This is a genomic window from Cellvibrio sp. KY-GH-1 (genome assembly GCF_008806975.1).
Classification (GTDB): Bacteria; Pseudomonadota; Gammaproteobacteria; order Pseudomonadales; family Cellvibrionaceae; genus Cellvibrio.
In genome coordinates this window covers 4,858,506-4,876,142 of the sequence record NZ_CP031728.1, presented here as the reverse complement: position 1 = coordinate 4,876,142, position 17,637 = coordinate 4,858,506, and the positions used below count along the sequence as shown (strand labels likewise).

Genomic DNA, 17,637 nt, shown 5'->3' with positions numbered 1-17,637 from the left:
CAAATCGATTAACGTTTTAATAATTTAATAAATACACTTTTAATCACGAGGTTCACCATGAAAAGCCTATTTACCACCCTCACGCTAGCGGCCGCTATCGGCATCAGCGCTACCGCCAATGCACTCACTGTCGGTTTCGCCCAAGTGGGTTCCGAATCCGGCTGGCGCACCAGCTTTTCAGAATCAGTGAAGGCGGAAGCGGAAAAACGCGGTATCACCCTGAAATTTTCCGATGCGCAACAAAAGCAGGAAAACCAAATCAAAGCGGTGCGCAGTTTTATTGCGCAGCGTGTGGATGCGATTTTAATTGCGCCGGTAGTAGAAACCGGTTGGCAGCCCGTATTGATGGAAGCCAAGCGCGCGCGCATTCCGGTAGTGATTCTGGATCGCAATGTATCGGTAACGGATCCATCACTTTATCTCACCCGCATTGCACCGGACTTTGAAGTAGAAGGTCAACGCGCAGCAACCTGGCTCACTGAAAAAACGGCGGGCAAGTGCGGCATTCTGGAATTGCAAGGCACTGTCGGTTCCAGCGCGGCGCTGGGTCGTATGAAAGGCTTCAACGAGACCATTGCGAAATTTCCTGAAACCAAAATTGTGCGCAGCCAAACCGCAGAATTTACCCGCGCCAAGGGTAAAGAAGTGATGGAGACCATGCTCAAAGCGGAAAATGGCGGCAAGGGTATTTGTGCGATTTGGGCGCACAACGATGAAATGGCCTTGGGTGCAATTCAAGCGGTGAAAGAAGCAGGCTTGCAACCCGGCAAAGATATTTTGATCGTATCGGTGGATGCGGTGGATGATGCATTGAAGGCGATTGTTGCTGGCGAGATTAACGTGTCTGTTGAATTGAGTCCGCACCTGGGCGGTCCAGCGTTTGATGTGATCAATGAATACATTGGCGGTAAAAAAGAATTTGATAAATGGATCAAAATGGGCGGCGCTGTTTATACCGCTGAAAATGCAGCAGCGGAATTGACCAAGCGCGGAAGCAAATAATTCATCCGTACAAGATGCTGGCGAATAAGCTTGTGAGACTCGCCGTGAATACCTCCATGTAGGCTCATCGTCGACATCCATGTCTCCGATGGTCTCCCAAGCTTATTCGCCAGCATCCCGAGAGTCTGTGCTACACCAAAAATCAAAAGCGGTTTCATAATGACTTCTACCCCTGTATTACAACTCAAGGGAATTCATAAAATATTCCCCAGTGTTCACGCTTTAAAAAACGTGAACTTCACTCTGCGCGCGGGCGAAATCCACGCCCTGCTCGGCGAAAATGGTGCAGGTAAATCCACGCTGATTAAAGTGATGACCGGCGTCTACCAGCGCGACGGTGGCGATATATTGCTGGAAGGCCAGCCAATACATCCCAACAACACCGGCGATGCCCAGGCAATGGGAATCAGCACTGTGTATCAGGAAGTAAACCTGCTGCCCAATCTGACCGTTGCGCAAAATATTTATCTCGGTCGCGAGCCGCGTCGCTTTGGTTTAATTAACTGGGGCAAGGTGAATCGTGATGCACAGGCATTATTGAAAGGTTACGATCTGGATATAGATGTAACCCAACCGCTATCCAGCTATTCCATCGCCGTGCAGCAATTAATTGCGATTGCACGCGGCGTCGATATGTCCGCGAAAGTATTGATTCTCGATGAACCTACCGCGAGTCTGGACGCCGAAGAAGTGCAATCGCTGTTTCGCATCATGCGCGATTTGCGCGCGCGGGGAATCGGTATTGTATTCGTCACTCACTTTCTCGATCAGGTTTACGCCGTCTGCGATCGCATCACTGTATTGCGCAGCGCGCAATTAGTCGGCGAATTCGAAACAGCTACTCTGACGCGCGCGGAATTAATCGGCCATATGCTCGGCAAAGAATTGGCCGAATTAGGTGAACACAAACCGCAAGCGAGCAGCAACGGCAGCGAAGCCTTATTAAGTGCGCAAGCCATTGGGCGCAACGCCACGCTCTCACCGATGGATATTCAAGTCGGTAAAGGTGAAGTGGTTGGCCTCGCCGGTTTGCTCGGCTCTGGCCGTACTGAATTGTGCCGTTTGATTTTCGGCGTCGATAAAAAACATTCCGGCACAATGATGTTTAATGGCAAAGCCGTGAACTTCAGTTCGCCGCGCGATGCCATCACCGCCGGTATGGGACTCTGCCCGGAAGATCGCAAACACGACGGCATTCTCGGCCAGCTGTCTATTCGCGAAAATATGATTCTCGCGCGCCAGATCAAACAGGGCTGGTGGAAATATATTTCGCGTAAAGAGCAGGAAGAAATTGCCAATCAATATGTAAAAGAATTGAGCATCGCCACCTCGGATATTGAAAAACCTATCGAGCAGTTGAGCGGTGGCAATCAGCAGAAAGTTATTCTGGCGCGCTGGCTGGCCGCCAATCCCTCGCTGTTAATTCTCGACGAACCAACACGCGGTATTGATATAGGTGCACACGCGGAAATTATTCGTTTGATTCGCAAACTCTGCGATCAAGGGCTGGCCTTAATCGTCGCCTCATCGGAATTGGAAGAGCTGGTGGCGTTTAGCAATCGCGTAGTAGTACTGCGCGATCGCCAAAAAGTGGCCGAACTGGACGCCGCCGATATTAATCCGCAACGCATTATGCAAGCCATTGCTGCCAATTAATGAGAGCACAACACCATGAACATGCTTAACAACCCAAACCTGCGCCGCTACTTGTGGCCCTGCGCCGGTTTACTGGTGCTGTTGATTATCAACGCGATAATCTCACCGGAATTTTTTCAGATTGAATTTAAAGATGGCCGCTTTTACGGCAGCTTGATTGACGTACTTAACCGCGCAGCTCCAGTAGCACTACTCGCTATCGGCATGTCGCTGGTGATCGCCACCGCCGGTGTAGATTTGTCGGTCGGTTCGATTATGGCTATCGCCGGTGCGGTAAGCGCTTATTACATTACCAAGGGCGTGGATAATCTCGCACTGATTATCGGCGCCGGTTTGGTTGCCGGTTTAATTGCCGGAATCGTTAATGGTTTTCTCGTTGGTTACATGAGCATCCAGCCGATTGTTGCCACCTTAATTTTAATGGTTGCCGGTCGCGGTATTGCGCAATTAATTAACGAAGGCCAAATCGTCACCTTTGATCACACCGGTTTTGCTTTTTTAGGCACCGGTCATTTTCTCGGCCTGCCCTTCCCTGTAGTGCTGGTGATTATTACCTTTGCGATTGTGCAATTGCTTACTCGCCGCACCGCTTTGGGTTTGTATATTGAAGCCGTAGGCGCAAATCCTTCTGCGAGTCACTACATGGGCTTGAATGCCAAAGCGATCAAGATGAGTGTGTACTGCGTTGCCGCATTGTGCGCGGCGCTCGCCGGTATGATTGCGGCGGCGGACATTCGCGGCTCCGATGCTAACAACGCCGGTTTGTGGTTGGAGCTGGATGCAATTCTCGCGGTGGTGATTGGCGGTGCGTCACTCATGGGTGGCCGCTTTTCTATTCTGCTGGCAATCATAGGTGCGCTGATTATTCAGACGTTAACAGTCACTATTATCCTCAGTGGCATTCCACCTAAGTTCAATTTATTGATTAAAGCCAGCGCCATTATTTTGGTACTGCTACTGCAATCGCCGCTGTTCCAAAAACAATTGGCGCAATTGAAATTCCGTAAATCGCCTACTCCTGGTACTGCTAATGCCAAGGAGGTAAAAAATGCTTAATCGTAAATTTATTCCCCTCGCCGTTACCTGCAGCCTGTTCTTTTTGTTGTTCGGCATAGGCGCCATTCAATTTGAAGGTTTTGGCAGCGCGCGCGTATTTTTTAATTTGCTCAGCGATAACGCCTTTTTGATTATCGCCGCCGTCGGCATGACCTTTGTGATTCTCTCTGGCGGCATAGATTTGTCAGTGGGTGCAGTGATCGCACTGACGGGCGTCGTTTGCAGTGTGCTGATCAGCAAATACCAATGGCATCCGCTGGTGGTATTTCCGGTGGTATTGATTGGCGGCACCGCCTTCGGCGCCATTATGGGCGCGATTATTCACTACTACAAAATGCAGCCGTTTATTGTCACCCTCGCCGGAATGTTTTTCGCGCGCGGCTTGGCGAGTGTGATCAGTGAAGAATCCATTCCTATCGAACACGAGTTTTACAATTCAGTATCCGCCTTTGGTTTTGAAATCCTTGGCGATGCCTGGATCGGCAGCTCCACGATTATTTGTTTGCTGGTATTGGTTGTAGCGATTATCGCCGCCCACTACACCCGCTTCGGCGGCCGCGTCTACGCCATTGGTGGCGATAGCAACTCAGCCGCACTCATGGGTATTCCACTGGCAGCCACCACCATCCGCATCTACGCCATCAGCGCCTTCCTCGCCACCCTCGCGGGCATTGTCTACTCCTTCTACACCTTCTCCGGCTACTCACTCGCCGCCGTCGGTGTAGAGCTGGATGCGATCGCCGCCGTAGTTATCGGCGGAACCTTATTAACCGGCGGCTACGGCTATATGTTCGGCACGCTGATCGGCGTATTGATTATGGGCGTAGTGCAAACCTACATCTCCTTCGACGGCACTCTGAGCAGCTGGTGGACGAAGATAGTAATCGGTGGATTGCTGTTCTGCTTTATCGCTTTGCAGCAATTGTTGGTAAGAACCAACCCGCGTTAATTATTTTTAGAGGGGGGGGGAATCTCCTCCCTTCGAGTACATTCAAATCCAAACACCCAGCAATATTGCCTCCATATCAAATCCCACCTATAGTACCTCACTACTTGTTTGGCATCGGTTAGAATTCAGGTCAGAAAAAATTACATAGCAGTGAAGAAAACCTGCGTAATAATTTTTCCCACTAAAAAATTTTCCAACAATTTTACTAAGGGAATTGTGCATCCATGAGAATTACAAAAGTTTCAATCCCAGAGTCACCAGAGGTTGGGTTAAAGTCAATTTCTATGTCAAAGCTTGATAAGCTAGTATTGATAGCCGGTAAAAATGGAGCTGGAAAATCCCGAATATTAGAAAAAATAAAACTCACGATTAGTAAAATACCGACAACAGATGAAATCACTCAGCTCACTCATAACAAAGGAATCTATCAGGAAAGTAGAGAACAATTAACGGCTCAAGAAATTCAGCTAACACGTAGAGGAGAGAAACTATCCGAAAGACAACAGTCCAATCTAGAGGATAGTGAGCTACAACTTAGAACTATATTAGCGAGACTTAAGTGGTCGCAACTAGAAACTTCAAAAACCAGTAAGTCTTATAAATATATTGACTTCGTACCAAAAAACCTAAATTTAAAAGACTGCAATGCCCTAAATAAAAGGGAGCTTATCAACCATGCAAACTCCATGGATGAAGCTGGTATAGAAAATGCTGCCGGATCAGCTTTCGCCAAAATCCAACACATTCAGGATCAATGGTTTAATGCCACCCATCAGCACTCAACGCTTGCAAAAGCCGAGACAGAAGAGATTATTAAAAAATATCACAACCTTCAAAGCTATATAGACTTGTTTCTCAAGACAACTCTTGAACGTGATATTAATGGTGATGCCACGCTATTCAATCTTCCTCTTGGAAAAACACAGCTCTCTGACGGCCAAAAAGTTATTTTACAACTATGTATCGCATTATATTCGCAGAAAGAGAAGTTGAACGAACTTATCATTTTCATGGACGAACCTGAAAACCATTTACACCCCCAAGCGCTACTCGAAGTAATCGACAATTTACTTTCTGTATTAACAGACGGACAGCTATGGATTGCAACTCACTCTATTAATCTTTTAGCACACCATGACCCACAATTTATTTGGTATGTAGAAGACGGCGAAATAAAATACAGCGGGAACCTTCCTGAACGAGTTTTAGAGGGGTTACTTGGAAATGAAGAAGAAATACTTAAGCTATCTAATTTTCTATCTTTACCAGCTCAAATGGCAACAGAACGTTTTTCATTTGAAAGCTTGTTCGCACCTTTAACACTTACCACAGGACCCAACGACCCTCAAACAAACCAGATAATTCAAAAAATTCAGTTATTAAGAAACGATGGAAAGAAATTGGGGGTTTTAGATTTTGGGGCAGGAAAATGCAGACTACTATCTACTATACGGGAACTAACGATCGAAACAACCACCTCAATTCCAGACTGGCTTGAATACTTTGCATTTGATATGCCGTCCGATGATGAAAGCCAGTGTAAAGCACTAATTAATTCCATATATTCAGACGCAAGATTTCGATATTTCAATTCCGAAAAAGATTTACTGGAATCTATACCTCAAAAGTCCCTAGACATTATTGTTTTGTGCAATGTATTTCATGAAATAGATCCAAAGGATTGGCTTACCCTATTCAGCAAAAATAATATTATTAGGTCCTGCCTTAGAGATGATGGAACCCTGTTAATAGTTGAAGATCAACTCATACCTGTAGGGGAAAAAGCATATCCCAATGGATTTCTAGTACTAGACAAAATTCAGTTCAAAAAGTTATTTAAGCTAACGAACGATTATCCGATGCAGGATGCTCGGAATGATGGTCGATTGAGAGCTCACTCTATACCAGCGAATGCAGTAGGGAATGTAGATAGCGCCTCAAGAATAGAGGCTATAACAGACTTAGCTGAAACAGCAAAACGGGAAGTTCGTAGAATCAGGGGCGAAGCTGCTTCATATAAAAATGGAAAGCTTCATGGATTTTGGGTGCAGCAGCTTGCCAACGCGCAGCTAGCGTTAAGCGAGTTATCAAACTAGCTCATGTACAAACTCTTCTACTACCCCCGCAATGCCAGTTGGGCGCCGCATATGTTGTTGGCGGAGATGCGATTGGATTATGAATTGGTGTTGGTGGATCGCAAAACCGAGGCGCAGAAAAATCCCGAGTATTTGAAGCTGAATCCTACCGGCAGAATTCCTACGTTGGTTGTAGATGGTGAAGCGATTTTCGAGAGCGCGGCGATTTGTTTATGGCTGTGTGAACGCCACCCGGATAAAAATTTAATGCCAGCGGAACGAACGCTCGCGCGGGCGAAATTTTATCAATGGTTGTTTTATTTGAATGCGACTTTGCAGCCTGAGCTGATGATGTATTTCTACCCGCAAAAGCACAGCGCTGATCCGCTCACTCACGCGGCAATCAAACAAACGCAACAAGCGCGCGTTGGCGATATCTTGAGTCTTATCGACGGCGAACTCACCGACAAGGAGTTCTTGCTCGGTAATCAAATTAGCGCCTGCGATTTTTTACTTTTCATGTTACTGCACTGGGCCAGTGGATTTGATAAGCCGCCACTCGCCTATACCAACCTAAGCCGTTTTATGCGCAGTTTTTCGCAGCGAGAGACTGTTAAAAAGGTGTGTGAAATTGAAGGCACCCTTCTGGGAATCTATGAAATAGAGTGAGGTCTCAAAAGCAGCAGGAAATCTGTATTCGCTTAGAGCTAGCCACTAGCTCGCCCCCTCCCCTCAGCCACCGCTCAGCAATACTTCAGGCATTAATCTACTAAACTGGGTTACGGCATATTGATTATTTGATATACAGCGATATGTCGTGTAAAACAGTTAAATAAACCTGACCAAACAGGTATGCTTGTCACTAAATAATTTTAAAAACAATGATTTATATAACCGCCCGCCACAGCGGTTCGCGCTACAGCACAGTAAATTGGAAGTAATTTGCACGGAGCAAGAACTTCATCCCCAAGGAGATGCTTGTTGAAACCTTTAGTGCAGGCATGGCTGCTTGTTTGCGGCCTGCTACTAACCCTACTTAGCCACGCCGGCAACACCATTACCGCCGCCGTGGATGAGGATATTATTGCGGATTACCAATTATTTATTGGTGAGCGCGACCCTATTGCTATCGATTATTTTGGTGGCCCGGGGGCGCGGCGCGATGTGATTGAAATCGTATTGTTACAGCAGGCTCTGCATTTGGGGGGCTTCAACGGGAAAGTAGTACTGCGCCCGGAAAATAGTTACCTGCGTATTTTAAAATTGCTGACCGATGGTCAGGTTCCTATTTCCGCCGCACTTATGTGGCGCGAGGACATCAAGCCCTATTCCGAACATTTATTCAAAACCAAGGCGCTGGTAAAAGAAGGGGAATTTATCGCCGGGGTTTACACCCGCGCTAACAATCAACTTGCACTCAATGCAACTACGCGCGAAAAAATGAGCAAACTGACCGCCGCATCTAACGATCACTGGAAACCGGACGTCGCTGCATTAAAATCGCTGGGAATTGAGCGCATCCATTATTCCACCTATTGGGTACAAATAGTGCGCATGGTCGTTGCGGGTCGTGCTGATGTAACCCTCGCCCCATTCCAAAGCAATCCGGCGATGAAAGTACAAGTGGACAATCTGGAGCTGGTGCCTATACCCGGCGTGAAAGTCGCATTACCCGGCAGCCGTCACTGGCCCGTCAGCAAAAAACATCCACAAGGCCAGGAAATTTTTACTGCGCTGGAAAAAGGCATCGCCATATTGGAACAAAAAAACATTATTCAGCGCGCCTATGAGCAATGCGGTTTTTTTCATGAGGCGGTAAAAAGTTGGAAGCTGTTAAATCCCCCCGCCAACAAGACTCCTCCCACTGCAAAAAACTAAATAAGCTGCGGCGCTAGCCCGGTGCTTTCGCGCACTATTAATTGATGCGGTAAAATTCTTTTAATCGGCTGCATAGGCTCGCCATTTAATTGCGGCAATAATAACTCCATGCAGGCCACACCAATTTCCGTCATCGGCTGGGCGATGGTTGTTAACGACGGGCTGCAATATTCTGCATAGCGAATATTATCGAAACCCAGCACAGAAAAATCCTGCGGAATTTTAAAACCCATTTTATGCAGGGTGGACATACAGCTCATGGCCATTTCATCGCTAAAGGCAAAAATCGCTGTGGGGCGATTGGTAAGGCTAGCTAATTTGCGCGTGGCTTCTGCCGCGTCCTTTAACGCGTAGTTGCCAATTTGCAGAAGCTGTTCATCAAACTCGATACCCGCCTTGGCGAGCGCGCGCCGGTAACCTGCAAAGCGTTGCAAGCTGCTGGGCGTAATCATATTGCCGGCAATAACGCCGATGCGTTTATGGCCCAGACTAATTAAATAATCTACGCCCTCTTCGGCGGCCGCGGCGTTATCAATGTTCACACTGGGAATACCCTCTATATCCGCCAATTCGCAGGCATTCACCAGCGGTGGCAGCTGCTCCGCCACTGTTCGCTCAGGGTCAAGATCAAAGGGTAAGCGCGGACAAAATAACAAAATGCCGTCGGCTTGGCGCGAGCGAACCATGTTGGCGAAAGATCGCTCGCGGGTTTCTTTTTCCTGGGTATCGCCTAACAACAATGAATAACCATTTTCCAACGCAATCCCTTCAATGGCGCGAATCACTGGATAATTAAATACGCTAATTGCGTCTGGAATTATCGCAACCAGATTATAGGTTTTGGACATCCGCAAGCTTACGCCCAAGCTATTGGGGGTATAGCCGGTGCGCTTGACGACTTCGAGAACTCGATTGCGTTTTGCTTCGGTAACCAATTCGGGGTTGCGCAGTACACGCGACACTGTGGCGGGAGAGACTTTCGCCTCTTTGGCGATTTCCTTTATTCCTATCATCGTGATGGCCTGTTTTTTTGTAATTATGAATATCTGTGTCTTGAATGGGGTAAGGCTAGCACTTTTTACCGAATTAAAAAAAGAAAACGGGCGCAAAGCGCGCCCGCTGTTCTTTACCTGCTCATGTTTACTGTGCCGGCTCCAGTTTCCACTGGGCACTCCACCAACTCGGATAGATAGCCCCATGCTGGGCATTGCCGTTCAAATTTTCCTCGTGGATATACTGGCTGGACTGCCAGCGGTTACGCAAGCGCACAAAACCTGAATCCACCGTTTCCATTGCCCACTTGGAGCTATCCCAAGCAGTATTGCGCGCACTGGCTTGAATGCGCCCGGTCTGGTTTTCGATGTGCATATAATCCCCTGTGGCTAAATTGCGCAATTCAATAAAGCCATTGCCCAGATCCTCCACTACCCACTTGTAAGCATTGCTGTTAGCCGTCGCGCCATAGGCCACATAATCACCGGCATCATAGAGATAATTATTTTGCCAGCGATTCACAATGCGATAGCTGGTAACACCAACAGCAGAACTACTACTGGAACCCAGTGCAACACTCGATGAACTGCGCGAGCTGGATGAGGGCGCAATTGACGATGAAGTAACGGACGAAGGCGCGACAGATGATGGAGCAACGGATGAGGTTGCTGCCGATGACGATGAACGCGAGCTGCTGGAAGGCACAACTGACGAAGAGCTACTAAAATTACCACCGCACTGGGTGATATACACAGCGCCAAACAGTGACGGATCACTCCAACCCATCGCGGTAGTTGCAAATGAAGTCAGTTGTGAATCGCGCGCACCGCCGTTGTCATCATCATCGACTGAAACATCCAAACCAATGCGATCACCCACCGCCGGCGTTACACCAATAGTGGCCCAGGGAATAGAAACTTCCAATGTATGGCCACTCGCGGTTGCGTAATGGGATTTCACAATTCCATTGGTGCGATTCACAGAATTGCCACCCACTTGAATCGCCGCATCATTCCAACGGAAACCCAATTGGAAATCGTTGATGCCATCGTAGCTGGTGCCTTTGCTGTTATTGCCATCGATAAAAATTTCAATCACATCATCTTCCCACCAGCTTGCACCCGAATCGTTGGTTTTGGTTACATCATTTACTTCTACTAACAAAAACAAACGATCCGCCGTGGCGATTGCACGCCATTTGCCAGCGTAATCTGCAGGGCGACCACCCAGGGTTACATTATCGATGTTACGTGCAGGCACCGAATTCCAGAGTGAGTCAACACTGGTGTCCACCACCGGCGCACTACCGCTAAAGCCAATTGCCGGTGAGGTGCAGACTGGCAATTCGTTATCCAGAATATTTACCGTGGCCGATACGGCCGTGCTCAATTGATAACCGCTGCCGGGTTGCAAGGTAATGAAAAGCGATTCCTTTCCTTCAAATATTGCGTCGTCATTTGCAGCGATAGTAATAATTTGCTCGGTTTTGCTCGGCGATAATGCCACCACACCCGTTAACGCGGGAGTCGCGCTATAGTCTCCGCTACTGGCAGAGCCGGAAATGGTGTAAGCCACATTAATCGCACTGGCAATTTGTGGTGCACTAATGCGCACACTGGCAACCACGCCGGCTTCACTGGCGGTGTCATTAATGGCGGCAATGCTAACTGCAGGCGTTACACTGGCCGTCATAGTCGCCGTAAAATTACCATCCTGCGAACGCGCAGTAATAGTAACGCTACCGACTTTCAACGCATTGAGTGTCGCCGACCCCGAACTGGCGCCAGTAATGGAAATCACTGCATTATCTGACGATGTCCAGGTTAGATTTTTATTGGTCGCTTGCGGCGGATTAAAAATAACATCCACTGTGCGGGTGCTGCCGTTGCCCATAGTAATCTGGTTATTGGCGAAAGAAATTCCCTGCAAAGGTACAGGTGCAGTCGTCACTACCAAATTGAAATTGTTATTTTGATTAACAATTGCCGCATCTTCAAAATTGCTGATGGCAACATTATTAAATGTCACACTACCGGAATTTGCTTCAGTCCAAATCCCCACTCCACCATAAGAATTCATCATCACGTCGCGCACTGATGCATCCAGACCAGTGCCATTAAGCGTGACATTATTAAAGGTGATGTTATTAAAACCATTGCCAACCAGTTGCACACCGTGACGCTGCGAGTTGGTAATTTTAATATTGTCGAACTGCATATTGCTCACGCCGTTCGGAGTATAGAATTCTACCGAACCGCGCGGTCTGTGCCACAAATCGTAACTGGTACCGCAATTGTTAATATCGATATCGTAAATACGATAAAGTCCTTGCTGGCTAAAGGTATAGCCGGGGAAATCCGTCGTAAACCGAATGCCGCTGCCGCCAAAACAATCGCGAATTAATAAATTGTGAACCTTGTGATCCTTGCCACCAAAAATAGCAACGCCACCGGCGCGGAACACATGCTCCACCGTATTAAAACGGAAAGTGTTGTTGATTTCTTCCGGTACGGCCGGGCTATTGGATGGCCACATCGCCAAACCATCATCGCCGCTGTTGCGAATATTGCTGTGTTCTACCACCGAGTTGGAAGTACCCTGCGAGAAGTTAATTCCATCCGCATAGTTGTTGCGGAAACGCGCTTGTGAAATCACTAAATTATTGGTGACTTCTACCGGGTAAGGTGCGTCATATCCACCCAACCAGGCGCCCACTTCAAAGTGCTCGGCCCACACACGGGTGAATTTGGAGTTATTGCCCCAGGTGCCCATAAAAGCTTTGTAGATCATGTAATCACCGGGGTTGGCGAAACGGCGATTATTAATGGTGTTGAAATAAATATCGGCAACTTCCACATTATTCACGCGCGCAATCATGCCGCCGCTAAATTTTGCGGGATTGGAATAATAAACTTCGGTGTGCCACATACCGGCACCTTTAATACCGATGTTGCTGGTATTTAGTACTACTTTATTATTGAAATCCCACTTTCCCGGCGGCAAATACACACCGGTTCCCAACGCTCCCGCTTGTGCAACAGCGGAATTAAATGCCGCCAGATCCGAAATATTATCGTTAGGTGTTGCGCCATAATCGGCAATTGACACATAACCGGTTGGTTTCGCAATAGGTGCCGCTACGGGTTCCAGCTCGATAAAATCGATTCCGTATGCCACCGTATCGTTAGTGGATTTCTGGATACGAATTTTATCGCCGACGTTCACTGTGCGATTTAATTTGAAATGCGTTTCATCAAAACGCATGGCAATATAATCCGTGCCAGAAAATGCATGGGGTGTATTTTCCGGTTCTTTGTTAATAAAATATTGCCATGCCCAGTAAGAGGTAATAGGCACAGTTTGATCAAGTTGGCCGTTAATATAAATATCCACGCTACCATTCAATCCGGTACCTGTCGCTGAATCCGGCATGGTGTATCTCATAGTCACGCCGCTACCCGAAGTAGTCGCCGTCCATTCCACATAGGCATTTTGCGCCGGCAGCGCAATATATTTCTGTTGCGATGCTTCAGACGCGGTGGATTGAATATCGAAATTTGTCGTTTGAATTATTTGCGCATTGCTGCTGCGCGCCGCCACATCTGCTTCATAGCGGGTATAGGGCATTTGGTATGCGCCGCGTTCAGCGGTTTGAGCCTGTGTACTGGTTGATACTGTGAGCAGCGGTGTGAATAACCCCATGACCGCACACACGCTGGCGATGCGCGCATTGCCGGAAAAACAATACTTTGACATTGCAAAGTCCTCATTATTTTTTACTGTGGTTGTGCTAATGGCTTGCCTGAAAAAGACAAACCGGCGTTCCTTGTATTTTTTTATCATTCCATCGCGGATCCAGGTGCGTTTAGGTAACGCACTACAGATTCGCCTTTGTGCCTAACAATTCGGTTTTTATTGCCTTCCTGTGTGAGCTGTGGATGTAAAAAAGGAGCAGCCTGATACAGCGTCTACAGCAGAAAGACACGTTCCACTGCACACATTCAGCACTGCCCCAAGCAAGGGAGAGACTACGGATAAAACACTCGCCGTCCTGGCGAAATAGCTCCAGTCATGCACAAACTCAAAACACACTACAAGCAAACAACACTAACCCTAAAACGATTAACCAAATGAAATCACATCAATAAAAACCGCACTACTGAACGATCAAGCTGATAGCGCAGCCACCGCCGGGCGCCAGCTTCACTGTGATTTCATCACCCAGGTTGACTACACGCTCTTCGATCTCATAGCTACCCGGATTGGTTTTGAAGCTCGCTGTTGCACCATCTTTATAAATACGCGCAAGGTATTTTTTTCCCGCGTCAAGAAAATCCAGTTTGACAGTCACAGAGCGCGCCTGCTCATTGGTGAGTGCACCTACAAACCAGTTGTCACTCTTGCGAGCCTTTCGCGCGACTGCAATGTATTCACCAATTTCACCCGCGAGCGGCTTGGTTGTTTCCCAATCCACCGCTACATCTTTAATAAACTGAAAGGCATCGGGATGTGCTTCATAGTGCTCAGGTAAATCCGAGGCCATTTGCACCGGGGAATAGATCACCACATACAATGCAAGCTGTTTGGCCAGCGTGGTATTCACTTGATTATTGGGACGCGAAGGCAAAGTCAACTCGAATGCACCGGGGGTAAAATCCATCGGGCCGGAGAGCAAACGGGTAAAGGGAAGAATTGCCGTATGATTAGGCGGGTTGCCGCCATCTACCGACCAGGCATCGTATTCCTGGCCTCGCGCCACTTCGCGCGAAATAATATTCGGGTAGGTGCGACGCTCACCGGTGTCCTTCACGGTTTCGTGCGCAACCACCGCAATTCTGTGTTGTGCCGCTTTATCAATCACACGCTGTGCGTGCTGCACATAAAATTGGCCGTGATGGTACAGACCATTAACCAACTCCTCACCGGTTTCTACATAGCCGGTTTTCACCGCTCGCATGCCGTGCGCACTAAGAAACTTAAATGCGTCATCCAGCTGGCTTTCATAATTTTCAATCGCCGCACCGGTTTCGTGGTGACCAATAATGTACACGCCTTTCTCTTTGGCATAACGAGCCAATTCTTTTACATCGTAATCCGGCGTGGGGGTATAGAAATTAAAAGCGTTGCCGCCGCCGGGCTTCCACCATTCACCATCCCAACCTTTGTTCCAGCCTTCAACTAACACACCGGCAAAACCATTCTGAGCGGCAAAGTCGATATATTTTTTGGTGTTGGCGGTGGTTGCGCCGTGGGTAGGGCCAGATTTCCAACTGGCTTTTTCCAGATGCAACTCCCACCAAATGCCAACATATTTTGCCGGCTTGATCCAGGAAACATCACCCAACTTATTGGGCTCGTTCAAATTCAAGGTTAAATAATTGGTGATTAACGCCGTTGCCGAATTTTCAATTTGCAATGTACGCCAAGGCGTTCCTGCGGGTGCCTGCAGGGTTACCGCCAGCGGTTGGTTTTTAGAGCTGGGCACGAGGGTCGCGCTGATTTTCCCGTCGGCAGCACCGGTCACATTCATGGTGGAATAATTGTGCAGGGCTGCTTCATGCAAGGCGACATAAACACCTTCCGCCGTTTTTAATGTAACCGGCGTATGCACTAAACCCATTTTGCTGATTGGCGTCTGCTGATAAAGGTATTCGTATTGATTCCCCGCCTGCCCCGGCGTCCACCAGGCATTGTGATCGGCAGTGAAATTAAATTCGGTCAGCTCGCGCAGAATTTCAATGTGTGTGAGCGCATCCTGTTTGGGAAATTCATAGCGAAATCCCACGCCCTGATCATAAACACGAAACACTACATCCAGTTTGCGTCTACTGCCGGTTTCCTCGCGCAGAGCTACACGCAATTGATTGTAGTGGTTGCGAATTAAACGCTCCTCCCCCCAGGGTTGCTCCCAGGTTTCATCAAACTTGCTGGTTTTGGCTGATACCATCGCAAAACCTTGCGCGAGGGCTGGCTGATTTTTCAAATCAAATCCCAGAGCCGAATCGGCGATCAGCGCTTTGCCTTGATAGCTTACCTGGTAACTCGGTTCACCCTGAGCGCTCAGGTAAACATCCACCCGCAGGGTCTTTGCGGGTGAGCTGATACTGGCCACCGGTGTCTGAGCGGTAGCTAAGGCCGAAGCCAAGGAAGTAATCAAAGTCATGATTAATTTTTTCATTCGTATTTTCATTGATATTTTAATCGCTAATAATTTTTTGTGATTCACAAGGCTGCGCAAAGAGCCCCTTCCGCATTGCACAAACTTAATTTAATCGCGAGTTTTTCTGCTGTCCAGCGCTAAAACCCTGATTTAAAAAAAGAAATCGTTTTCAAAAATCTGAAATCGATTTCTTTTTTTAACACTGGGATAAAGCGCAATATTCACTAAAAATAACAACCTGGAAAAATAAAAAAGCGGCGCATAAACGCCGCTAAAGCTGGAGGGATATAACAGGTAAAACGCGGAAATTAATTCATTAAAAGGCTGAGCAATTGTCGCGAATAAACTGGTCGTGTGTCGGCAGTTTTTTCACAAAAGTTTCCAGGGCTATAGCATAACGGTGCATACCGCCGTACAAATCCGCATAATTCATTTCCTCAATCACCGGCGAATATTTTTGCGGACGCAGCCCCATGCCCTCGCACACCGAGCGCCAGCTCACGGGATGAAATAACGCATCAATCATTTCCGGCAGGCCGCCATGCACCTTGAAGTAATCGATAAAGTCCTGCAGCGACTGGGGCAACTCCATGGTTTTGCAATAGCGCCAGAAAGGCGTGTCCTCGCGTTCAGTGAGGCAATAGTGCAACACAATAAAATCGCGAATCTCTTCGTATTCGCGTGTCATGCCGCGGTTGTAATTGCGGATCAATGCGGCATCACAATCCTGGTCGGGAAAGTTGCGCACAAAATGAATGATGCCACGCACCACCAAATGAATTGCGGTGGACTCCAGTGGCTCAATAAATCCGGACGCCAAACCAATTGCCAGGCAATTCTTTTTCCAGATTTCATTGCGTACACCGGTTTTAAACGGAATGACGCGCGGTTCTATCAAGGCTTTGCCGTCAACGGCGCCCATCAAGGTATTTATCGCTTCATCGTCGCTGCAATAGCGACTGGAATAAACATAACCATTACCGGTACGTTTTTGCAACGGGATACGCCATGTCCAGCCATGATCGCGCGCCGTGGCGCGAGTGTAAGGCGTGGTATCACCCACGTTTTCGGTTTGTACAGCGACGGCGCGATCACACGGTAAGTATTGAGTCCAATCGCAATAGCTGGCGCCCAGTGCTTTTTCAATCAAAAGCGCGTGAAAGCCCGAGCAATCAATAAAAAAATCTGCGCTAATTTCTTCACCAGTGCACAACACAACGCTCGCAATACCTCCATCATCGCGCTGCACTACCTGCATAATTTTTCCTTCGGTGCGCTGCACACCTTTTGCTTCGGCGTAATTACGCAAATACTGGGCAACGAGTTTTGCATCCAGATGCAAGGCATAGCGTGCTTCACCGATGGCGGTTTTATCGGCCAGCTGCGGCAAATAAAAACGGCCGTGTTGTGCCATGAGGTTGCAGGGTGAAAAATCTTGCAGCCCCAGGGTTTCTCCCTGCTGCAAACTCTTTAACCACAGCTGGTAGAAGGTAAATTCCTTCATGCCGGCACTAATGGTGCCGAAGGGATGAAAATAGGATTCGCCTTTTACCCGCCAATCCACAAACTGAATACCTAATTTAAAACTGGCTTGCGTATACTTGATAAATTCTTGCTCATTAATTTCCAGATTATTGAGCATCTCCAGAAATGGCGGAATCGTAGATTCGCCGACACCAATGGTACCTATCTCCTCCGACTCCACCAATTGGATTTGTACCGACGACGCTGCGCCATTGGCTTTTTCAAGTTGCTTACTGAGAATCGACGCGGCAATCCAGCCCGCCGTGCCGCCGCCAACGATAAGAATTTTCTTTAAGGGTTTCATGGTGTCTTGCCCTATTTTTTTAAATTTTTCAGTTTTATTT

The 17,637-nt window shown here is 47.8% G+C and carries 11 protein-coding genes; 7 read left to right on the top strand and 4 right to left on the bottom strand.

The genetic code is table 11. The features are described 5' to 3' along the window. Window positions 1–57 precede the first annotated feature (57 nt). The 7 genes from D0C16_RS20565 to D0C16_RS20535 all read left to right on the top strand — a co-directional run bounded on the left by D0C16_RS20565 (window position 58) and on the right by D0C16_RS20535 (window position 8,616). Window positions 58–1,002, top strand: a complete 945-nt coding sequence (locus D0C16_RS20565; RefSeq protein WP_151034070.1) for an ABC transporter substrate-binding protein — start codon at window positions 58–60, stop codon at window positions 1,000–1,002. A gap of 159 nt (window positions 1,003–1,161) precedes the next feature. Further along, window positions 1,162–2,658 (top strand): sugar ABC transporter ATP-binding protein, encoded by a 1,497-nt coding sequence (locus D0C16_RS20560; protein WP_151034069.1) that lies wholly within the window; start codon window positions 1,162–1,164, stop codon window positions 2,656–2,658. A 15-nt stretch (window positions 2,659–2,673) separates the two neighbouring features. Beyond that, window positions 2,674–3,714 (top strand): ABC transporter permease, encoded by a 1,041-nt coding sequence (locus tag D0C16_RS20555; RefSeq protein ID WP_225318785.1) that lies wholly within the window; start codon window positions 2,674–2,676, stop codon window positions 3,712–3,714. Beyond that, on the top strand, window positions 3,707–4,663 hold the full coding sequence (gene yjfF, locus D0C16_RS20550; protein WP_151034068.1) for a galactofuranose ABC transporter, permease protein YjfF: 957 nt from the start codon (window positions 3,707–3,709) through the stop codon (window positions 4,661–4,663). The genes D0C16_RS20555 and yjfF overlap by 8 nt, the downstream gene beginning before the upstream one ends. A gap of 224 nt (window positions 4,664–4,887) precedes the next feature. After that, window positions 4,888–6,759: an AAA family ATPase gene (locus D0C16_RS20545; protein ID WP_151034067.1), complete on the top strand. Its 1,872-nt coding sequence runs from the start codon at window positions 4,888–4,890 to the stop codon at window positions 6,757–6,759. Between the two features lie 3 nt (window positions 6,760–6,762). Then, the gene (locus D0C16_RS20540; protein WP_151034066.1) at window positions 6,763–7,407 is read left to right on the top strand and encodes a glutathione S-transferase family protein; all 645 of its coding nucleotides are present in this window, start codon (window positions 6,763–6,765) and stop codon (window positions 7,405–7,407) included. Between the two features lie 309 nt (window positions 7,408–7,716). Beyond that, the gene (locus tag D0C16_RS20535; protein ID WP_151034065.1) at window positions 7,717–8,616 is read left to right on the top strand and encodes a hypothetical protein; all 900 of its coding nucleotides are present in this window, start codon (window positions 7,717–7,719) and stop codon (window positions 8,614–8,616) included. Here D0C16_RS20535 and D0C16_RS20530 read toward each other — a convergent pair. From D0C16_RS20530 to D0C16_RS20515, 4 genes are all read right to left on the bottom strand, one after another. Further along, window positions 8,613–9,629 carry a LacI family DNA-binding transcriptional regulator gene (locus D0C16_RS20530; protein ID WP_225318784.1) on the bottom strand — a complete coding sequence of 339 codons (1,017 nt, stop codon included), beginning with the start codon at window positions 9,627–9,629 and terminating at the stop codon, window positions 8,613–8,615. The genes D0C16_RS20535 and D0C16_RS20530 overlap by 4 nt on opposite strands. A 127-nt stretch (window positions 9,630–9,756) precedes the next feature. Continuing rightward, window positions 9,757–13,365, bottom strand: a complete 3,609-nt coding sequence (locus D0C16_RS20525) for a sugar-binding protein (RefSeq protein ID WP_191968572.1) — start codon at window positions 13,363–13,365, stop codon at window positions 9,757–9,759. Window positions 13,366–13,765: 400 nt separating this feature from the next. Next, the gene (locus D0C16_RS20520) at window positions 13,766–15,787 is read right to left on the bottom strand and encodes a glycoside hydrolase family 97 protein (RefSeq protein WP_151034063.1); all 2,022 of its coding nucleotides are present in this window, start codon (window positions 15,785–15,787) and stop codon (window positions 13,766–13,768) included. A gap of 298 nt (window positions 15,788–16,085) precedes the next feature. Further along, window positions 16,086–17,597, bottom strand: coding sequence for a tryptophan halogenase family protein (locus tag D0C16_RS20515; RefSeq protein ID WP_151034062.1), 1,512 nt, complete (start codon window positions 17,595–17,597; stop codon window positions 16,086–16,088). Window positions 17,598–17,637: the final 40 nt, after the last annotated feature.

Coding starts and splice junctions, on each gene's coding strand:
- D0C16_RS20565 (WP_151034070.1), top strand. CDS start 58: ATGAAAAGCCTATTTACCACCCTCACGCTAGCGGCCGCTATCGGCATC.
- D0C16_RS20560 (WP_151034069.1), top strand. CDS start 1,162: ATGACTTCTACCCCTGTATTACAACTCAAGGGAATTCATAAAATATTC.
- D0C16_RS20555 (WP_225318785.1), top strand. CDS start 2,674: ATGAACATGCTTAACAACCCAAACCTGCGCCGCTACTTGTGGCCCTGC.
- yjfF (WP_151034068.1), top strand. CDS start 3,707: ATGCTTAATCGTAAATTTATTCCCCTCGCCGTTACCTGCAGCCTGTTC.
- D0C16_RS20545 (WP_151034067.1), top strand. CDS start 4,888: ATGAGAATTACAAAAGTTTCAATCCCAGAGTCACCAGAGGTTGGGTTA.
- D0C16_RS20540 (WP_151034066.1), top strand. CDS start 6,763: ATGTACAAACTCTTCTACTACCCCCGCAATGCCAGTTGGGCGCCGCAT.
- D0C16_RS20530 (WP_225318784.1), bottom strand. CDS start 9,629: ATGATAGGAATAAAGGAAATCGCCAAAGAGGCGAAAGTCTCTCCCGCC.
- D0C16_RS20525 (WP_191968572.1), bottom strand. CDS start 13,365: ATGTCAAAGTATTGTTTTTCCGGCAATGCGCGCATCGCCAGCGTGTGT.
- D0C16_RS20520 (WP_151034063.1), bottom strand. CDS start 15,787: ATGAAAAAATTAATCATGACTTTGATTACTTCCTTGGCTTCGGCCTTA.
- D0C16_RS20515 (WP_151034062.1), bottom strand. CDS start 17,597: ATGAAACCCTTAAAGAAAATTCTTATCGTTGGCGGCGGCACGGCGGGC.